At 50.8% G+C, this 17,523-nt stretch carries 15 protein-coding genes; 2 read left to right on the forward strand and 13 right to left on the reverse strand.

The features are described from left to right. Positions 1-8 precede the first annotated feature (8 nt). A complete protein-coding gene (locus NDK47_RS17225) occupies positions 9-3,239 on the reverse strand; it encodes a lantibiotic dehydratase (protein WP_251870974.1) in 3,231 nt (1,076 codons plus the stop codon). A 116-nt stretch (positions 3,240-3,355) separates the two neighbouring features. Between NDK47_RS17225 and NDK47_RS17230 the strand changes: the two genes are divergently transcribed. Beyond that, entirely contained in the window at positions 3,356-3,490 is a 135-nt protein-coding gene (locus NDK47_RS17230; RefSeq protein WP_251870975.1) for an FDLD family class I lanthipeptide, read from the forward strand. 100 nt (positions 3,491-3,590) lie between these two features. Here the strand turns inward: NDK47_RS17230 and nikC are convergent, their stop codons facing one another. From nikC to gpr, 9 genes are all read right to left on the reverse strand, one after another. Further along, a complete protein-coding gene (gene nikC, locus NDK47_RS17235) occupies positions 3,591-4,484 on the reverse strand; it encodes a nickel transporter permease (RefSeq protein WP_251870976.1) in 894 nt (297 codons plus the stop codon). 13 nt (positions 4,485-4,497) lie between these two features. Further along, the gene (locus NDK47_RS17240; RefSeq protein WP_251870977.1) at positions 4,498-5,508 is read right to left on the reverse strand and encodes an ABC transporter permease; all 1,011 of its coding nucleotides are present in this window, start codon (positions 5,506-5,508) and stop codon (positions 4,498-4,500) included. An 82-nt stretch (positions 5,509-5,590) separates the two neighbouring features. Then, a complete protein-coding gene (locus NDK47_RS17245) occupies positions 5,591-7,240 on the reverse strand; it encodes an ABC transporter substrate-binding protein (RefSeq protein WP_251870979.1) in 1,650 nt (549 codons plus the stop codon). Between the two features lie 103 nt (positions 7,241-7,343). Next, positions 7,344-8,315, reverse strand: coding sequence for an ABC transporter ATP-binding protein (locus NDK47_RS17250; protein WP_305883340.1), 972 nt, complete (start codon positions 8,313-8,315; stop codon positions 7,344-7,346). A gap of 24 nt (positions 8,316-8,339) precedes the next feature. Next, on the reverse strand, positions 8,340-9,305 hold the full coding sequence (locus NDK47_RS17255) for an ABC transporter ATP-binding protein (RefSeq protein ID WP_251870982.1): 966 nt from the start codon (positions 9,303-9,305) through the stop codon (positions 8,340-8,342). 179 nt (positions 9,306-9,484) lie between these two features. Beyond that, positions 9,485-11,254 (reverse strand): IS1182 family transposase, encoded by a 1,770-nt coding sequence (locus NDK47_RS17260; protein WP_251870983.1) that lies wholly within the window; start codon positions 11,252-11,254, stop codon positions 9,485-9,487. A gap of 180 nt (positions 11,255-11,434) precedes the next feature. Next, positions 11,435-11,743 carry a DUF3679 domain-containing protein gene (locus NDK47_RS17265; RefSeq protein ID WP_251870984.1) on the reverse strand — a complete coding sequence of 103 codons (309 nt, stop codon included), beginning with the start codon at positions 11,741-11,743 and terminating at the stop codon, positions 11,435-11,437. Between the two features lie 6 nt (positions 11,744-11,749). Continuing rightward, on the reverse strand, positions 11,750-12,943 hold the full coding sequence (gene spoIIP / locus NDK47_RS17270) for a stage II sporulation protein P (protein ID WP_251870985.1): 1,194 nt from the start codon (positions 12,941-12,943) through the stop codon (positions 11,750-11,752). A 136-nt stretch (positions 12,944-13,079) separates the two neighbouring features. Beyond that, positions 13,080-14,186 (reverse strand): GPR endopeptidase, encoded by a 1,107-nt coding sequence (gene gpr, locus NDK47_RS17275; RefSeq protein WP_251876223.1) that lies wholly within the window; start codon positions 14,184-14,186, stop codon positions 13,080-13,082. A gap of 159 nt (positions 14,187-14,345) precedes the next feature. On the opposite strand from gpr, the gene rpsT reads away from it, so the two are divergent. After that, the gene (gene rpsT, locus NDK47_RS17280) at positions 14,346-14,621 is read left to right on the forward strand and encodes a 30S ribosomal protein S20 (protein WP_251870986.1); all 276 of its coding nucleotides are present in this window, start codon (positions 14,346-14,348) and stop codon (positions 14,619-14,621) included. A 58-nt stretch (positions 14,622-14,679) separates the two neighbouring features. Here rpsT and holA read toward each other — a convergent pair whose 3' ends face one another. The 3 genes from holA to NDK47_RS17295 all read right to left on the reverse strand — a co-directional run bounded on the left by holA (position 14,680) and on the right by NDK47_RS17295 (position 17,483). Continuing rightward, positions 14,680-15,726: a DNA polymerase III subunit delta gene (gene holA / locus NDK47_RS17285; RefSeq protein WP_251870987.1), complete on the reverse strand. Its 1,047-nt coding sequence runs from the start codon at positions 15,724-15,726 to the stop codon at positions 14,680-14,682. Between the two features lie 290 nt (positions 15,727-16,016). After that, a complete protein-coding gene (locus NDK47_RS17290) occupies positions 16,017-16,937 on the reverse strand; it encodes an anti-sigma factor (protein WP_251870988.1) in 921 nt (306 codons plus the stop codon). Then, the gene (locus NDK47_RS17295; protein ID WP_251870989.1) at positions 16,938-17,483 is read right to left on the reverse strand and encodes an RNA polymerase sigma factor; all 546 of its coding nucleotides are present in this window, start codon (positions 17,481-17,483) and stop codon (positions 16,938-16,940) included. Positions 17,484-17,523: the final 40 nt, after the last annotated feature.

The following is a 17,523-nucleotide window of genomic DNA, read 5'->3' on the forward strand; positions in this document are numbered from 1 at the left end:
TATGGCGCTCAAACCCGGTTTGCGCGCGCATGTCTGAGTCCGTACAGGGTGTGTCTGGCCAGGGCCATGACTTTTCGTTCACTCTCCCGGTCGGTGCCAAACAGGCGGTTTACGTTCATATGGATCACACTGGCCAAAATGTTGTCCGGCGTGTTGTGCAGTTCGTCGTTTTTGTAAGCCTCGCGAATTTTTGCCGCAAAACGGGAGAGAGCCGGCTTCCTTTGCTGAAGCAGCGGGAGGAGCTGTCGACCGTCGGGATGCGAAGCGAGTCCGGCCCACTCACCATCTGCATTTCCAAGCGTCAAATACAGTCGCCTGGCTTCCCGAAATTCCTGTTGGTACGCTTTCTTTTCATAACGCCGCTCAAACCAGTCCAATTGCTGCTCAAATGACATGCCAAATTGCTCCGCGATATCCAGTACGCTTATGACTCCGAGCAAGCTAAAAGCAATCCCGAGATTTCCGCCGCGTTTCAAGGCCAGCATTCCGCTGACTGCACGGCTGTCCGCTGCGAAGACGTCTTCCGCCAGCGCGATCAGAGCAGGTCCGCCATATCGCTCAATTTCCGGCTCATACGTGTCGATGACCAGTCTGGTCAGCATTCCCGCCTGCTGCAAGCCTCGTGCCCAAGCATGAAGCTCTGGCAACAGTTCGCTCGTCAGCCGCGAAGGCTCCCCGCGAAATCGCAATCGAACATGTGTCTCCGGGTCCTTATACCGCATAAAAAAGCAAGCGTCTGCCAGTCCTTTTCTCTCCATCTCCGCGCAAAACTGCCGCATCGGAAAACCGATACACTCCTCTTCCCGGCTTTTACAGCCATACAGCTTGGCATAGAGCCACTGTCCTCCCGGCAAATGGTAACGGGCGGGGCCCTCAAGTATCCGGCTTGCCACAGTGCTTGGCAGTTTCTCCGTCACCGGCTGCCGCTGCCCTCTTTTCACCAGTGGGATGGCTACCTCCAGCCAGACCGGCCCGTCCGGGGTTTGCGCCAGATGCTCTCCATCCAGGATCGGGGTCTCAGTCAATACGAGCGATTCGCTTGGTTTCATTTGTTCAAACTCGCGGTGCAGCATCTCTACATGCAGCGGATGCATGAGATCAAGTAAAATCCGGTTGTCCCCTTCGGTGAGAAACACCTGCTGAGGAAGCTTCCACTTCTCCCGCCATTCTTTTACAGCATCCATCCAGGCTTCCTTTGACATCCGCTCGGAAAAAGGAGCCGTATGCTTGTAAATTCGCCATCTCGCCAACGACAGGATCGACTTCCCATAGCGTATTCGCGGTACATGCGGGGACTGTTCCAAGCCTCCCCATGAAAAGCTCCCCCAATTGCCCTGCCGTTCCTGAGCGATTTCCCGTAAAAAGCGATAGACGGGCGGAGTGTTCCTGAGGGTGAGCATATGTCCTGTCGTCGGGATAATCTCTTTTCCCAGCGACGCTGACCTTATGTACAGGGAGTCCAAGGTGGCGCCGACGAACAGATCGGATAACGGCAACGCTTTTTCTTCCGCTTGCTCTCCCGGATTGGTCCCGAGAACGATCTCATATGGGCGAATGTTTGGAGACAGCGTAACATTCGATAATCGATCATGCGCAGGCAGATACGAGATTTCCGCATGGACCGCATCCGGGTCGAGAGCCTGTTCAGCGGCATGGACTTCACGTAATTGCTCCAAAAACGACTCTCCGAACAGATCGGCGAAACGGCCAAACGTCTTTCCAGCTCCATTGGAACCCGGATTTGCTCCGACAATCAGGCGAAAGTCTCCTCGGCCAAGCTCATCTCTGTTCTTCGCTGAAAGAGTCGCGTACAGCTCGAGAGATTTTGGAGCCTTCCCTTCATCCCAACCACCTGGAGCCATTGCTTCCAAGTGCTCATCCGTCAATTCGACTTCCTGTTTTCCTTCCATTTGTGCGGACAGAAGCAGTTCCAGCAAAAGGGAGCTCCGTTTGGTGGTTTTTCCCCTTGCCGATTTGTTTTCTGCCCTGAGCTCATACTCTTCCAAACTGCCTAATCCAAGGTCCTCGTCCAATAGCAGCAGCAAGGGGACTTCCCCGTGGATTCCGTACCTCTCGATAAAATCAGTATGCAGCTCCTGAAGAAACGACGAGCGGTCTGCATTTGCCGACAGGCGGCAAAGGGCCTGAGCAGCACGGGCAGCCTCCTGCGCCACTTCTGCCGGCAGCTCTACCTGCTCTGCTGACAGCTGCAAGTCAACCTGCAAAGGATGATCTGTTTGGATGATTGACCTCATCTTGCTGGACAGTCCCCGATATCTCTCGGTCCCTTCCCCCAGCCGAAGCTGATCATAGTCAGCGATCAGAGTCGCGATATCCTTCAGTTCCTTTTTCAACTCGTCTATTCCCTGGACAGGCTGCAGACGCTCCAGCACGTACGCAAATGGACTGGGATGGGACAAAGGCGGTCTCAGCTCGCTGATCAGGTATTCTTGCCGAAAGAGCTGCCACAAAAAATGGCGAATTTTCTCGGGAGGTGTTTCAGGATGATCGGCCTCTACTTTTTTTCGCAAATCGAGATAGGGAATCATCTCTTTTGCTTCATGCAGCACCATCTGAACGACCGGAGAAGCTTGAATGGACGAGCTCAAGCTTTTCTTCCGTCCCCCTCCCTCCTGTGGTCCAGTATTGATCAGATACGACAGCTTGGCTCGTGAACCTGTCAGGTACACAATCGAATTCGTACGCACCTGTAGCTGCTCAACCACATCAGGCATACTCTCCAGTGTGCGGATGAGTTCCATCAGCCATTCCATGTCAGGCCGCGTGCGCTTCTTGTGATCGGTAAAAGAGTGAAGCGCGATCCGGCCTCGACTTTCTTCTCCCCACTTTCCGCAAGCTACGCCGGAGCACAGCCCAAATGGGGTCGGACGGGTGATCATGCGGATCACGTAACGCATAAAGCTGCGGACAGTCTGGTCCCGCTTCCGAGACTCTCCCGTATGCGCAAGGCTGTGTAAGGCTTCAAATAAGGTTGGCGAGGCAACTGCAATCGCTTCTCGTACCACCGGATGGCGAGATAGTGTCTCAAGCTTGGCGATGGCCGCCGCGTACTGAGCTTCAGAAGCGTCATCGCTTGCAGAAAAAAGATGTCCATACCATTCGGCGGGCAACAACGGCGTCCGCAGCATGAAGAACGGGAGCGGCCTGTAAACGGATAAGGATTCGTGGTTCTTCGTCACGTCTTCCATTACAGCTGGATGTTGGAGAAATCTACTCATCGTATCCCCCTGTCCACAAATTTTTCCAAAAAATACTTTTTCTATTGATTTTTGAATAGTCTAAATAGTATGATATGTATGCAGTGTAATTATATGGTAGAGAGGATGAAAATTCAATGAGCAAAGACATGTTTGACCTGGATCTGCAAGTAGCAGAAGTAAACTGTTCTTCTTCCAGCGAGGAGGCAGCGACGTTTACCTGCCATACCTACAACTGCAATTCCTACACCGATTGCATCCTCTGCAGCTGATTCTTCCGCCGAACCATCGCTTATCCATCTTGTGTGTCAGCATCTACGATAGGAAAAACCCCGAATCAAGTCTTCTTGATTTCGGGGTTTTCTGCTCTTCTCAATTTTTCATCCGTGGATCGAGTGCATCGCGGAGTCCGTCACCGATCAAGTTAAAGCCAAGAACAGTCAGCATGATGGACAAGCCTGGGAAAAAGACTGTCCACGGCGCTTTTTGAATATACTGGCGAGAGTCGGAGAGCATCAACCCCCACTCCGGCTGTGGCGGCTGAGCCCCCAAACCGAGAAAGCCCAGGGCTGCCGCTTCAATGATGGCTGTCGCTATCCCAAGCGTCCCCGTCACGATGATCGGAGCCAGACTGTTAGGAAGAATATGCTGCATGATGATATGCGAATGCTTTGACCCGATCGCCCTGGCAGCCATTACGTATTCTTCTTCCTTCAGACTCAGCACTCGTGATCGAACAAGTCGGCCGTAAGTGGGCACATTCACGATGGCAATCGCAAGCAAAGCATTTTCAAGTGAAGGTCCGAGGATTGCTACAATTGCGATGGCCAGCAGGATGCTGGGAAACGCCAGCATAATGTCAAACAGCCGGGAGATGAGCGTGTCGACCCATCGGCCGAAATAGCCTGCCAACAGTCCAAGGAAGGTCCCTGCCACCACGGAACCGATCACGGCAAGCAGCCCTACCCTAAGAGAAATCTGTGCGCCGTAAATCACGCGGGTAAAGACGTCTCGACCGTTGTAGTCCGTGCCAAACCAGTGCTCAGCAGAGGGAGGCAAATTTTTATCGACCAGTTCTCCTTTGTCGTAATCGTACGGGGTGATAAACGGAGCCAGGATCGCGAGCAAGACGAAGAAGAGAATGATGCAGAATCCGAGAATTGCCATCTTGTTTTTGAGCAGGATCCTCCAAGCATCGCGCCACGGAGAGGAGAGCGGCTCATTTATCTGCTTGACTAGTACCGGTTGCACATGGGTTTCTGCCATCTAAACAGCCTCCTCAGCGATATTTGATACGCGGATCGACGTAAGCATACAGGAGGTCGACCACCAGGTTTATCAAGACAAAAATCGTTGCGATAACCAAAATCCCCGATTGAATGACGGGATAATCCCGGTTTCCGATCGCCGTATAGATGTATCTCCCCACACCCGGCCACCCGAATATCGTTTCAGTTAAAACTGCACCACCGATCAGGAGACCTACTTGTACCCCTACAATCGTCAGCACGGGGATCAGCGCGTTTTTCAAGGCGTGCTTGTACACGACAAAGAACTGCCCCAACCCTTTTGCCCTTGCAGTCCGGATATAATCGGACCGCATGACCTCAAGCATACTGGAACGAGTAATCCGGGCAATAATCGCCATCGGAATCGTTCCGAGTGCTACTCCTGGAAGAATCAAGTGTTCAACGACATCTCGAAAATGATCCCAACGACCGGCAAGAATCGTATCAATTATATAAAAATGCGTAATCTCAACTACTGGATCACGCGGATTGTCACGTCCAATAGAAGGCAGCCACTTTAATTCCTGAGCGAATACCCATTGTTCCATCAAGCCTAGCCAAAATACCGGCATAGAGACCCCAATCAAAGCGATCAACATACAGATATAGTCAAACCACGAGTTTTGCTTCCAGGCAGAAATGATTCCTGCATTCACTCCGATAAAGACTGCGAACAGCATGCTTACCAAAGTCAGCTCAATCGTCGCCGCCAAATATGGTCCCATCTCAACTGTAATCGGTGCTTTGGAGTGCAAGGAGACTCCCAAATCCCCTTTTAGAAGATTTCCCAAGTAATGAAAGTATTGCGTATACCAAGGGTTGTTCAGCCCAAGCTGTTCCCGCAATTCTGCAAGTGCCTGCGGGCTTGCCTTTTCTCCCAAAATCGTCAGTGCCGGATCCCCCGGGATGGCGTGAATAATAGCAAATACAATTAGCGACATTCCTAGTAACACTGGAATCAGCATGAACAATCTTCTAGCGGTGTAGGCCAGCAATGCCATCTCCTCGCTTTCCTAGCGTCGTCCATCGTTGAACATAAAAGAGAAGGGCAAGAAGAAAGGGTTCTTCTTACCCTTGCCACACTTACTGAATATCTACTTTTTCTACGCTCTCGCTGCCTTTTGGATGTGGCTGATAGCCAGTAACACCCGCTTTGGCGGCAATCGGTGGTGTAGAGTGAGCGATCGGAACGAGTGGTGCGTCGTTAAAGATCAGCTCTTGCGCCTTTTTGTACAGAGTTTCACGCTCTTTCTGGTCGGAGGCGCTCTGTGCTTTCAAGAGCAGCTGATGAACCTCTTCGTTGGAGTAGCGAGGGATATTGTTTCCGTTAATGGTATTCTTGTCGAGCAGTGTGTAAAGGAAGTTGTCCGGGTCTCCGTTGTCGCCCGTCCAGCCGAGCAGACACATCTCGTATTCGCCCTGTCTCGTCTTCTCGAGATACGTCGCCCACTCCATCGTGGCAATTTCCGCTTCGATACCGATCTTTTTCAAATCCTGCTGAATCGCTTCCGCCATCTTTTTGCCGTCCGGGATATACGGACGAGGCACTGGCATGGCCAGGAACTGCACCTTGAAGCCATTCGGGAATCCGGCTTCCGCTAACAGCTTTTTCGCTTCCTCGAGGTTGTAATCGCGGTCTTTGATCTGATCATTGTAACCCCAGAGGCTTGGCGGCATCGGGTTTGTTGCCGGTTCGCCAAGACCGCTGTAAAATGCTTTTACCATCTCCGGCTTATTGATCGCGTGACCGATCGCTTGACGCACCTTCGGATTGTCAAACGGTTTTTTCTCCGTGTTGAACGCGAGGTAACCGACGTTCATCGATGGACGCAGGATCAGCTGCAGGTCTTTGTTCTCTTTCACCGCGTCCGCATCGTCCGGATTCAGGCCATCCATCAAATCGATCTCTCCGGATGTAAGCGCCGTCAGACGGGCTGTATTTTCCGGAATGACCTTGAAGACGACTTTGTCCAGCTTCGGATATTCTTTATTCCAGTAGTCCGGGTTTTTCTCCAGCGTGATGATGTCATTGCGCTTCCAGCCGGCAAACTTGAACGGTCCCGTACCGACAGGTTCATCCCCCAGCTTGCCTCCTTCAATCGCTTTTGGCGAAGCGATCGCAAAAGGCGACATTCCGAGGTTCGCCAAGAATGGCGCTTGTGTCCGGTTCAAAATAAATTGAACCGTGTTGGAGTCGACTACCTTAACTTCTTTGATTGCGTGATCAGGATCTCCCTTGTATCCGCCGAACATGTCGGTATAGTAAGGGAAACCCTCAGGATTGTGGTATTTGTTGCTCTTGTCCATCCAGCGGTCGAAGTTGAACTTGACAGCTTCGGCATTAAAATCTGTACCATCATGGAACTTCACGCCCTGGCGCAGCTTGAAGGTATAGGTCAGACCGTCCTCGGAAATCTCCCAGCTCTCTGCCAGTCCGGGGATAACCGTCGTGTTTGTATCCTCATAGCTCACCAGTGTTTCATAAATGTTCTCCGTGACTTTGAAAGTCTCTCCGTCCGTTTCCCGGATCGGATCAAGACTTTTCGTATCCGCACCACGTCCAATAATCAGCTGCTTCGGCTCGTTTTTGGCGGGCTCAGTCGGCGGCGTCTGCTGCTGCGCTTGTCCCGGGTTGGTCTGCTGTTGAGCCGGCTGCGAGCTCGAGCACCCTGCAAGTACCATGGAGAGTGCGAGCAGGCTCGTCATCGCTGCGGTAAGAACCTTCTTCTTCATGGATGAATTCCCCCTTTTCCATTTTTCCGCGCATTTCTTCTCTGTTTTTCTCACTCAACGTTGTCTTGCATCCCCCCTTTGCAAGGAATTCGGCTAGGCAGCGTCAGGCGTTGTACAAATGGCACGCTACGAAGTGGCCCCCGCCGACGTCCCGAAATTCCGGACGAACCTGTTGGCATTCGTCTGTCACATGCGGGCAGCGCGTATGGAACGTGCACCCTGTCGGTGGGTTGGCCGGACTCGGCACATCTCCCTGCAGGATGATACGCTCCCGCACCGCATCTGGATCAGGAGAAGGGACCGCTGAAAGGAGCGAACGCGTATAAGGATGCAGCGGATTGCGGTAAAGCTCCTCGCTCCTGGTCAGCTCCACAAGCCTGCCCAAATACATGACTCCGACACGGTCACTGATATGCCGGACGACACTAAGGTCATGAGCGATAAACAAATAGGTCAGCCCCAGGTCTCTCTGTAAATCCTGCATGAGATTGAGCACCTGCGACTGAATCGAGACATCCAGGGCGGAAACGGGCTCGTCAGCCACGATCAGCTTGGGATTGAGCATCAGTGCCCGGGCGATGCCGATGCGCTGGCGCTGACCACCGCTGAACTGGTGGGGATATCGCGTCGCGTGGTAGCCGGAGAGACCAACCACTTCAAGCAGCTCCCTGACACGCTGTTTTCGCTCGGACGACGATCCGATTCCGTGGACAAGCAAAGGTTCTTCCAGAATCTTGCCAATATTATGACGAGGGTTGAGAGAGGCAAACGGGTCCTGGAAGACGATCTGCATATTGCGCCGCATCTTGCGCAGCGCTTCTCCCTGTAGGCCGATTACGTCGGTGCCGTCAAACACCACTTCTCCGGAGGTAGGCTCGATTAGACGCAAAAGGGAACGGCCTGTCGTCGATTTCCCGCATCCGCTCTCTCCGACCAGCCCGAACGTCTCCCCTTTCTTGACGGTAAACGAGACGTCATCGACTGCTTTGACGACACCCACCTCTTTCCCGAATACGCCGCCTGTGATCGGGTAGTATTTCTTCAGGTTCTTGACGATGAGTAGATCTTCAGCCACCTGCATGCTCCTTTCGGGATTTATTTACGTCATCCAGCAGCGAGCGCGATGATTGGCTCCCACTGTCTTTAGCTCCGGCATCTGCGTACGGCACTTGTCGTCCGCCTGTTCGCATCTCGGGGAAAACCTGCATCCCACCTTTAATGAGCCGGGGAGCGGCACATTTCCGGGGATGGAATAAAGTCGTTCCTGCGAAACCTCCAGTTTGGGCAAGGAGTTCAGTAGGCCGATGGTGTAAGGATGCTTTGGCTCTTTCAGGATCGACCGAACATCGCCTTCTTCCACCACATTGCCTGCGTACATGACTACGACGCGATGGCACATCTCCGCGACCACGCCCAGGTCATGCGTAATCAGGAGTATGGCCGTTCCAAACTCTTCATTCACATGTCTCATCAAATCGAGGATCTGGGCCTGGATCGTCACGTCAAGCGCGGTCGTGGGTTCGTCTGCGATCAAAAGCTCAGGATTGCAAGCCATCGCCATCGCGATCATGACACGCTGACGCATCCCTCCTGAAAGCTGGTGCGGATATTCGTGCACGATGGCATCGGCGCGAGGAATCCCCACCTTTTTCAGCATCTCAACCGCGCGCCTGAGCGCCTCTTTTTTGTTTACTTTCGTATGTAAGCGAATCGCTTCGCCAATCTGGTCTCCTATGGTGTAGACAGGGTTGAGAGAGGTCATCGGCTCCTGGAAGATCATCGCGATCTCGTTGCCTCGTATTTCTCTCATCCGTTTTTCACTCGCTTGGACCAAATCCTCGCCTTTGAATCTGATCGAACCGCCAACAATTTTCCCGGGTGGGTGTGGAACGAGCTGCATAACGGAGAGTGAAGTGACGCTTTTGCCGCACCCGGATTCACCCACGATCCCGAGTACCTCCCCTTTTTTTACATGAATCGTGACTCCATCGACTGCCGGAATTTGTCCGCGATCTGTAAAAAAGTGCGTTTGCAGGTTTTCAATTTCTAGTAAGGGCTGTGACACGCAGGTGCACCTCTCTCTGACCGATATATTCCTTGGTACAAGATGACTAGTTGTGAACATTATGCCATTGATCCATTTTTTTGGCAATGTATTAAATTTAGAAAATTACAACTTCACTATACACCAAAAAAATATTTATGATGGAAAGATAAGAAAGAAAGGGGCTGTCTAAAAAGTCCCTAAAAAGTAAAGAAGCTGGGGGAAAACCGTTTCGTTTTTCCCCCAGCTTCTTTTTTTGCCCTTATTGGTTTGAGGAATGTGGCCAGGCGGATGCCCGCCACTTTCAACAAGTTATGTGCTAGTGCCACAATTCCGAACTCGACATGCACTTTGTCGAGCCCACGAAGAGAAAATCGGCGGAACGACCGATTGCCCTTGATGTGACCGAACACGCTTTCGACCTCGACTTTACGTCGGGCATAGATAGCTGCTTTGTCTTCACATTCAAGGGCTGCTTTTGCCTTTGCTTTCATTTCTTCAAAGATCGTATTCCAATGAACCTGACGGTTCCCTTTACCTTTGGTACATTGCGATTTGAATGGACACCCTGAACAATCCTCACATTCATAAATTTTGTAACTTTGTTCATGACCAGAGGCGTTCTTCTTGTTCTGGTATTTCTTAAACGTAACTTTCATTCCATTTGGGCAGATAAAACAATCATCCTTTTCAACATAGACCCAGTTTATTACACTTTTGATGTCCCTTTTGGCTTTTCGGGTTTTTTCCTTCAAATAGGTTCCGTAAGGAATGAGGAAATCAAACCGTGGTTCTTTTTCCTCCCCCACCGCATACAGATAGTTTTCTTCGCTCCCATACCCCGCATCCGCGATGACATTTTTGGGCATGGGCAGCCAGGAAGAAGCCAGCTTCTCTAGATGGGGGATGAAGCAGCGTGTATCCGTTGGACGTTGATGAATGGTGTAAAATAGGATAAATTGATTCTCCGTTGCCATCTGTACGTTATAGCCAGGCTTAAGTTGACCGTTTTTCATATGATCTTCTTTCATCCGCATGAATGTTGCGTCACTATCTGTCTTGGAATAACTATTGCGGTCACCAAAAGTTTCGTTTTGAGCTTTGTATTTGGCAAGCCTTGGTAGGAAATCTTTACGGATCAGCTTAAGGGATTTCTTCCATGTACTCTGTCTTTTTCGCTTTTCCTTACGGACTTCTGTATTTGTCTCATTTTCCATCTCATCTGATAAAACGGCTATGTGGGTTTCCAAGCCAACAGCAATCTCTTCCAATTTGGAGGGGTCTTCCACTGTATCCATCAGGTTATCCGCAAGGATTTCCAATTCTTCCTCCTTGGCTGTCTCCTCAATGAGCCGCAAGGTTTCTCGGATCTTCTCCTTCAGTTTTTCCTCGAATCGGATCGTTGATTTTTTCCATACGAAAGAATACTTGTTGGCATTTGCTTCGATTTTTGTCCCATCCAGAAAGTAATTTTCCATGGTGATATAGTTGGCCTCGATGAGCTTCAAGATCATGGTTTCGTAAAGTTCATTCATCATCGATTTCATCCGTCTGCCACGAAATTCGTTGATGGTACGGTAGTCTGGTTGTTGCATCGCTGCCAGCCACATGGTGGGAATATTTTCACGGGTAAGCTGTTCGATACCACGGCAAGAGTACACCTTCTGGGAGTAGCCAAACAGGATGACCTTTAGCATCATCTTAGGGTGGAACGAAGGTCTGCCACCGCCTGGATAATGAGAAAATAACTTATCATCAGGAATGGCCTCAACCATTTCATCTACCACACGTGCGACATGGTGCACGGGAATAAGTTCCTCGATATCGAAGATAACTTGAACCTGACGGTTATTATATGATTTGAATGTAGGAGCGCATTGTCTCTTGGAAACAATATTTTCTACTGTTCCCTCTAGGGGAAGAGTTAATTGCGTGGTATAATATGGGGGAGTAATCGAAAGATTACACATAAAAATCGTCCTTCCTAAAATGTTGGTGTGGGAACTTTCATTTTACAAGAAGAGACGATTTTTTTGTGCTTATTTTTGAAAAAAAGGGGCCCCAGGAAGTCAGTTAAAACCGACTTTCTGGACAGCCCCCTTCACGAACTCAACAACGTTTGGTCTATTCTGTTTGTCCGTAAACTACTCCTATGGTTCAAAAATACTAGCAATCCACTCTACCGTTATTTTGGTCCCTGCTTTGACCACCTGACCGATTGATTGACCTGCACTGCTCATGTAGTTGACCATCTGACCGGGAGCTCTTGCCTGCACCTGTTTGCCCATGACCGCGATTTCCATTTGACCATTATCTATTTTTTTGATGGAAAAGGTCTGCGTCTGCTGTTCGGGCAATCCGCTCACTTTGTAGATGCCTCGCTCCGCCGTTTGCAGCCCGAGCACCACGCCGATAAGCAGGATGACCAACAGTCCTGTCAGCCTGATCGTCACATTCATTCGTTCTCACCTCTTTGCGGGCTGTTCCCCGACCGGTTTTGCAACCTTTTCTGCCTGCCAGTAGTACTCCGCAAATACTTCTGCCATTGCTTCTGCCGTCAAAAGCGACTCTTGCAGTGTGTTGTATTTGGAACCTACTTCTATTAACAGACTGCCCGGTGAGATGGACTGATTATACTCGCCATGATCAGTTTTATCGCCTTTTTCCATCACACCGCGAGACAAACCGGGATACTTTTGTTCCAGAAGTTGATGAAACTCCTTGGCAAACGCTTCGTTTTTCTCATAGTTTTTGTTGCGTTTGCCGACTACGAACAAGATTCTTGCGTAGGTTTTCCCCTTGATCGTAATGGTCGTCTCGCTGCGAGGGGCGGTATCGCGATGAAGGTCAAAAAAATAGTGAAGCTCCCGATTGCTCTCTTTTGCTGCTTTTACGGAAAGGAGGGATTCGGCATACGAAAGCGGGTATGATTTGCCTTTATCCAAAAGCCGCTGGTAAATGTCTTCCTGGTTGATCTCCGTTCCGATTCCGAGATCGTTCAGTTTTTCTCCAAAGTGTTTTCCGACCATAGAGATATTGCGCTCTGGATGATCAACCGAGGTACCCACCGGTTTTGTTTCGCTCAGCCAGGACTCGCGATTATGGCTTTGATAGACGTATACCACTTTTCTATCCCCGGTCGTCGGGGTGGGGGCCGGCTTCTCTTTGTTATCCTTGCCCTCTTCGGTTACCTGCGGACTCAAAACTTCTACAACCGGCTCTTCACTGGCAGCTGGCGGTGCTTCATCTCCTGACGACCCATGAAGACGAGGATATTCAACATACAGGTCAGCCAGTGTTGATCCTTTGCCAGCAACGACGTAACGGGCATCCTCTTCTGTCATCAGACCTGGTAGCTCTCTGCCCAGCAAGCTGCGGAGATCGCCAGGGTGAATGCTGGTCGCTAACTGAAAAATAAATCCCGTAACGCTGTTCGCTCCTTTGTCCGAGGAAGCTTGTACGGTATTGGTCAATGCCGGTATTTCCTGCCCCATCCATTTCAGCATAACCAGACTGGACACATGAGAAGCTGCCCGCTGGACCGCAGAGGAGGCAATCATGACACGATTGCCACTCATGGCCAAAAACCCGGTACCTACGAAGAGCAAGGCGGTTATGAATGACAGTATGATGAATTGACGCTGAATCAGGGGTGCCATCTGTCTCCTCCTCATGCTGCGGCTTTTAGTCGAGCGACAAAGTGAATCAGCCGCTTGTCTATGCTTTAGCTTATGAGCGTGCTAGAGACGATAGAACCCCTTCCTAGCGATTCTCTCAAAACAGTTTTTTGCTTCGCTAATGTGTGTAAGCCCCGCTGTTTTTCTCATCCACCGTCTTGTGCAGTGCCCGGTTCAACCCGGAGGCGATCACATTGGAGATGCCCTCCATAAAGTCATCCACCTCTTTGGGGGTGACGACCAAATCTTGTCCCAGCGGGCGAAGCACCTCGTGGATCAGTTGTTGTTTTTCCTGTTCGGGTAGGGAGCCGACCAGACCCATGAACGTCTTCCGCGACTCTATATCAGGAAGATCTTCTTCTGTGTAAGGCTCTTTCCGCTCAGGCAGAGTGCTCACCGACAACTTATTGAATGCGCGGCTGCTCTCCTTCATGGATTGCCCAAAATGGCCGAGAAGATAGGTGATGGCATCGTTGACGATGGTGGAGGCAAAAACGACGGTAGGCACGCCGATCGCGATGACCGGTACCCCAAGCGTTTTCTCATCGAGTGCCTTGCGTTTGTTTCCAATCCCTGATCCGGGATGGATGCCTGTATCTGAAATCTGGATGGTTGTGTTGACCCTGTGCAGAGCGCGGGAAGCCAAAGCATCGATACAGATGACAAAATCCGGTTTACTGTTCTGCACGACACCCAAAACGATTTCACTGGTTTCAATGCCCGTGATGCCCAAGACACCTGGGGATATCGCACTGACTTCCCGATACCCTTCTTCGACCGACTCCGGAGCCAATGTGAACAAATGGCGAGTCACCAGAAGATTTTCCACAACCATCGGACCCAGGGCATCAGGTGTTACGTTCCAGTTTCCCAGCCCGACGACCAATGCCTTTTTGTCCTCCGTGATCCCCAATTCACTCAGTAAAGCAGCGAACTCTCTGGTAAAACGGCGCGCAACCTGGTCCTCGATCGCGGTGTCATTATCTCGGAGCTTGGGCACCTCAATCGTGATATAACGCCCTGGCAATTTTCCGATGCTGCGTCCGGCTTCTTCCGTCTCTACCCGCAAGCGAGTGACTTTGATTCCCGGTTCCTTGTCATCCTGCTCCAGCTGCACACCAGAAAGCTGGTCAGCCGCAGTCTGCTGCTCCTGCACCAACTCATGCGCTTCCAGGGCGAGATCGGTCCGTATGGCGTACTGGGATAAATCAATATCATGTTCCACTTCCACCACTGCTCCTTTCTCCATTTTGTTCCTGCTACTAGGTTGCTTGAAACTGCAATTTTTATTCTGAATCCTTTCTTGCAAATGGGTTAATCGCATGCTAGAATATGTTTTGTTGTATGTATTGCACGCCCATGGTCGTCTAAGGAGGTGACACACATGCCAAACATTAAATCCGCGATTAAACGCACCAAGCAAATCGAAAAGCGCCGCGCGCAACGTTCTTCTCAAAAATCTGATCTGCGTACAGCAGTGAAGAACTTCGAGAAAGCGGTTGCCGCTCAAGATGTAGATTTGGCGAAATCCACTCTTCTGGTGGCTGTGAAAAAGCTGGACAAGGCCGCTACGAAAGGTCTCATTCATAAAAACGCAGCAAACCGTCAAAAGTCTCGCTTGATGAAAAAGCTCAACGTACTGTCTGCTCCAGTAGCGTAAGAAACGTTGACAAATAAAAACCCGCGAACATTTCGTTCACGGGTTTTTTTCTGTCTCCCTAACGGCTTGTTTTCATTCTTTCCTCAAAAACGCGAGACATGAACAGCTCCAGCGCCAGGCGCTTGTCCACCTGTCCGGACTTCATCCGGAAGTCCTCCTCTGCCAGGATGGCGAGAAGTTTCTTCAGCCCCTCTACCGAAAAGTGGCGGGCCTGGTCCCCGGCCTTTTTCACCGCATAGGGGTGCACCTTCAGCATTCCGGCAAGCTGCTGTTGCGAGTATCCCCGCGGCGCCCATTGCTTGACATGCAGCAGCATACGGAACTGTCTGGCCATCAGAGCCAGCAGCCGAATCGGCTCCTCGCCCGTCTGCAGGCAATCATAGAGCATCCGCAGCGCCCGGTCCAGCCTTCCCGAAGTGATGTTTTCAATCAATGCAAACACGTCCTGTTCCAGCGTCCGTGATGCCAGCTTCTCGATAACTTCATCGGTGATTACTCCGCCCTGGCCTGCGACAAACAAGGCCAGCTTTTCCAGTTCTTTATCCAACAGACGCAGTTCTCCACCGACCCTCTCGACCAGCTTGGCTGCCTGAGGTCGCTGGATGCTGGCCTGATACCTCTCCGCTTGCCGTTCGATCCACGCATATAACTCCGCGTCCTTTAACGGCTGAAACTGAATCACTCGCGCTTTTTGCTGCAGGCTTTTGACCAGTTTTTTGCGCTCGTCCAGCTTATCTGCATCGGTGTGCAGTATCAGTGTAGTAAAGGAGGGCGGTTCCTCCAGATACGTGATCAGGATATTTGGATCTCCGCTCTCCACTTTGGTTTGCGGTTTGCTTCCCGTCAAAAAATAAGCTTGTCTGGCAATCACCAGCCGATGCTCTCCCAAAAACGGCAGCGTTTCGGTGTCCTGCAAGATCTCAGCGAGCGGGGTTTCCGTACAATCGTAGACACTCAGGTTGAGATCAGCATAAGCGGGATCGATCATCTCTTTTTTGGCCAGCGCCATAAACTCCCCCGAGAGAAAAGACTCGGGCCCGTACAGTACATAGACAGGAGCAAATTGTTTTTGTCTGATCTCCCGAATAGCCGAAAGCAGCGGCATCTTTTTCCCTCCTCTTTCCTGTTCCCGAGTAATTATAGCACAGCCCCGTCCTCCTTCATTAGAAAAACTTGGCTTATCGTCATTTCCGAATGTATAACGAAAAAACCGCAACCTGTGTTGGTCGCGGTTTTCATCCGTTGGCACCTCTATGTAAACGTTTGGGAGAAGCCCCGGGATTCCTCCTCCCAAAACGGTAAGCAGGGGGTGCTTGATAATTTACTATACGCACCCTCTACCTGATCGGTGCCAGTACGATTGTCATGAATAACAACTCAGGATGAATTTTGTACTCAATCGTTGTCCTGCTGCTGATCTTTCTCTTTCTCTTTCTCTTGTTCTTTTTTCGTTTTTTCTTCGTCCTTCTGTTTTTCCTTCTCTGCCTTTTCCTGCTTCTTCTCCTGATCCTTCTGCTCTTTTTCCTTTTCCTTCTGCTCTTTCTTCGCATCTTTATCGAGGACTTCCACGCCAACCGGGAAAGACGGCGTGTGCTCTTGCACTGGCATAACAGGCTTCACAGGAGGCTTCGGTAGATTCGGGTCCGGCTTCGGCGGTTCGGGAGTCGCCTGATTGGGCGGCGGCGACGGCGTTTTCGTATCGGGTGTTTGGTTCTTCTGCTGCTTTATCGGCTGCTTTGTCTGCCGTTTTGGCGGATCTTTCTCCACAACTGGTTCTACGGATTCAGATGAATGATTGCTTGGTGGAGGAGGTGGTGGCCCTACCAATGATGGCGTATCCTCTTCAGGAGGTTCGATGACAGCTCCATGCTGGTAATTGTCTTCGTCTGGCTGCGGCTTCAAGTGCCCGCCGATAAACATAACGCCAATCAGCAAACTGGCTGCGACTATACCGCTCCCAATCCTTGCCGTCCATAGCGCAATACGCTTCCATTTTGGCTGCTCATCGAAAGAGATGATTTTTTCTGTCGATTGTTTCGGCTCCAGCTTTGGCAAGATGTGCTGCTGTCCGCTGATGGCGGCAGCCGGCTTCACCTTCTCCGCTTCCAACTGAGGAAGAATGGAGTCGACAATGCTGAACCGTGGTGTTACAGGGGGAAGCTGCGCTAACTGTGCGGAAACGTTTTTCATGCGGTTGTACATTAACTGCATGCCCGGATCTTTCAGGAGGATGTCGTGAAGCTGCTGTTTTTCAGCCAGTGAGAGGTCTCCGTCCAGATCCCGCTGCATGTACTCCCATATCTCTTGGTCGGTCATCTACCCTATACCCCCTTTCTGGTAGTCGTACAACAGCTCCTGCAGCTGCTGCCTGGCCCGAAACAAATACGACTTGACCGTGTTTAACGGAAGCTCCAGTATTTCCGCGATCTCCTGATAGGAGAAGTCTTCCAGATATCGTAAAACGACCACCATGCGGTACTGCTTAGGCAGCTTGTCGATGGCTGTCTTTATATCCTCTGACAAACTGCTGAGTAGGATTTCGTCTTCCACGTTGTTTCGATCAGGTATGACCAGCTCATGCTCATCAATCGAGACAGTTTCTTTTTTCGCGCGAAATTTATCCATACAAACATTGCTTACGATGCGCTGCACCCAAGTGGAAAATTTTGCCTTTTCCTGATAAGTGTTTAATTTGCGATAAATTCTGATTAGCGCTTCTTGGGCGGCATCGAGAGCATCCTGTTCATTGCCAAGGATGTAAAAGGCGCTACGGTAAACAGAGTTCTCAATTGTTCGAAGGAGCTCAACAAGCGCTTCATGATCCCCGGCTTGCGCTTTCCTGATCAACTCTGCTTCTTCCATATTCTCCTCTCCCTCCTACAGACGGGGCGCTTTTCAAAAA

The sequence above is a fragment of the Brevibacillus ruminantium genome, assembly GCF_023746555.1.
Classification (GTDB): Bacteria; Bacillota; Bacilli; order Brevibacillales; family Brevibacillaceae; genus Brevibacillus; species Brevibacillus ruminantium.

What these genes read in the sequence shown, in the direction of transcription:
- rpsT (WP_251870986.1), top strand. Translation starts at nt 14,346, where the DNA reads ATGCCAAACATTAAATCCGCGATTAAACGCACCAAGCAAATCGAAAAG.
- NDK47_RS17295 (WP_251870989.1), bottom strand. Translation starts at nt 17,483, where the DNA reads ATGGAAGAAGCAGAGTTGATCAGGAAAGCGCAAGCCGGGGATCATGAA.
- NDK47_RS17290 (WP_251870988.1), bottom strand. Translation starts at nt 16,937, where the DNA reads ATGACCGACCAAGAGATATGGGAGTACATGCAGCGGGATCTGGACGGA.
- NDK47_RS17260 (WP_251870983.1), bottom strand. Translation starts at nt 11,254, where the DNA reads ATGTGTAATCTTTCGATTACTCCCCCATATTATACCACGCAATTAACT.
- spoIIP (WP_251870985.1), bottom strand. Translation starts at nt 12,943, where the DNA reads ATGGCACCCCTGATTCAGCGTCAATTCATCATACTGTCATTCATAACC.
- holA (WP_251870987.1), bottom strand. Translation starts at nt 15,726, where the DNA reads ATGCCGCTGCTTTCGGCTATTCGGGAGATCAGACAAAAACAATTTGCT.
- NDK47_RS17230 (WP_251870975.1), top strand. Translation starts at nt 3,356, where the DNA reads ATGAGCAAAGACATGTTTGACCTGGATCTGCAAGTAGCAGAAGTAAAC.
- NDK47_RS17225 (WP_251870974.1), bottom strand. Translation starts at nt 3,239, where the DNA reads ATGAGTAGATTTCTCCAACATCCAGCTGTAATGGAAGACGTGACGAAG.
- NDK47_RS17265 (WP_251870984.1), bottom strand. Translation starts at nt 11,743, where the DNA reads ATGAATGTGACGATCAGGCTGACAGGACTGTTGGTCATCCTGCTTATC.
- nikC (WP_251870976.1), bottom strand. Translation starts at nt 4,484, where the DNA reads ATGGCAGAAACCCATGTGCAACCGGTACTAGTCAAGCAGATAAATGAG.
- NDK47_RS17240 (WP_251870977.1), bottom strand. Translation starts at nt 5,508, where the DNA reads ATGGCATTGCTGGCCTACACCGCTAGAAGATTGTTCATGCTGATTCCA.
- NDK47_RS17245 (WP_251870979.1), bottom strand. Translation starts at nt 7,240, where the DNA reads ATGAAGAAGAAGGTTCTTACCGCAGCGATGACGAGCCTGCTCGCACTC.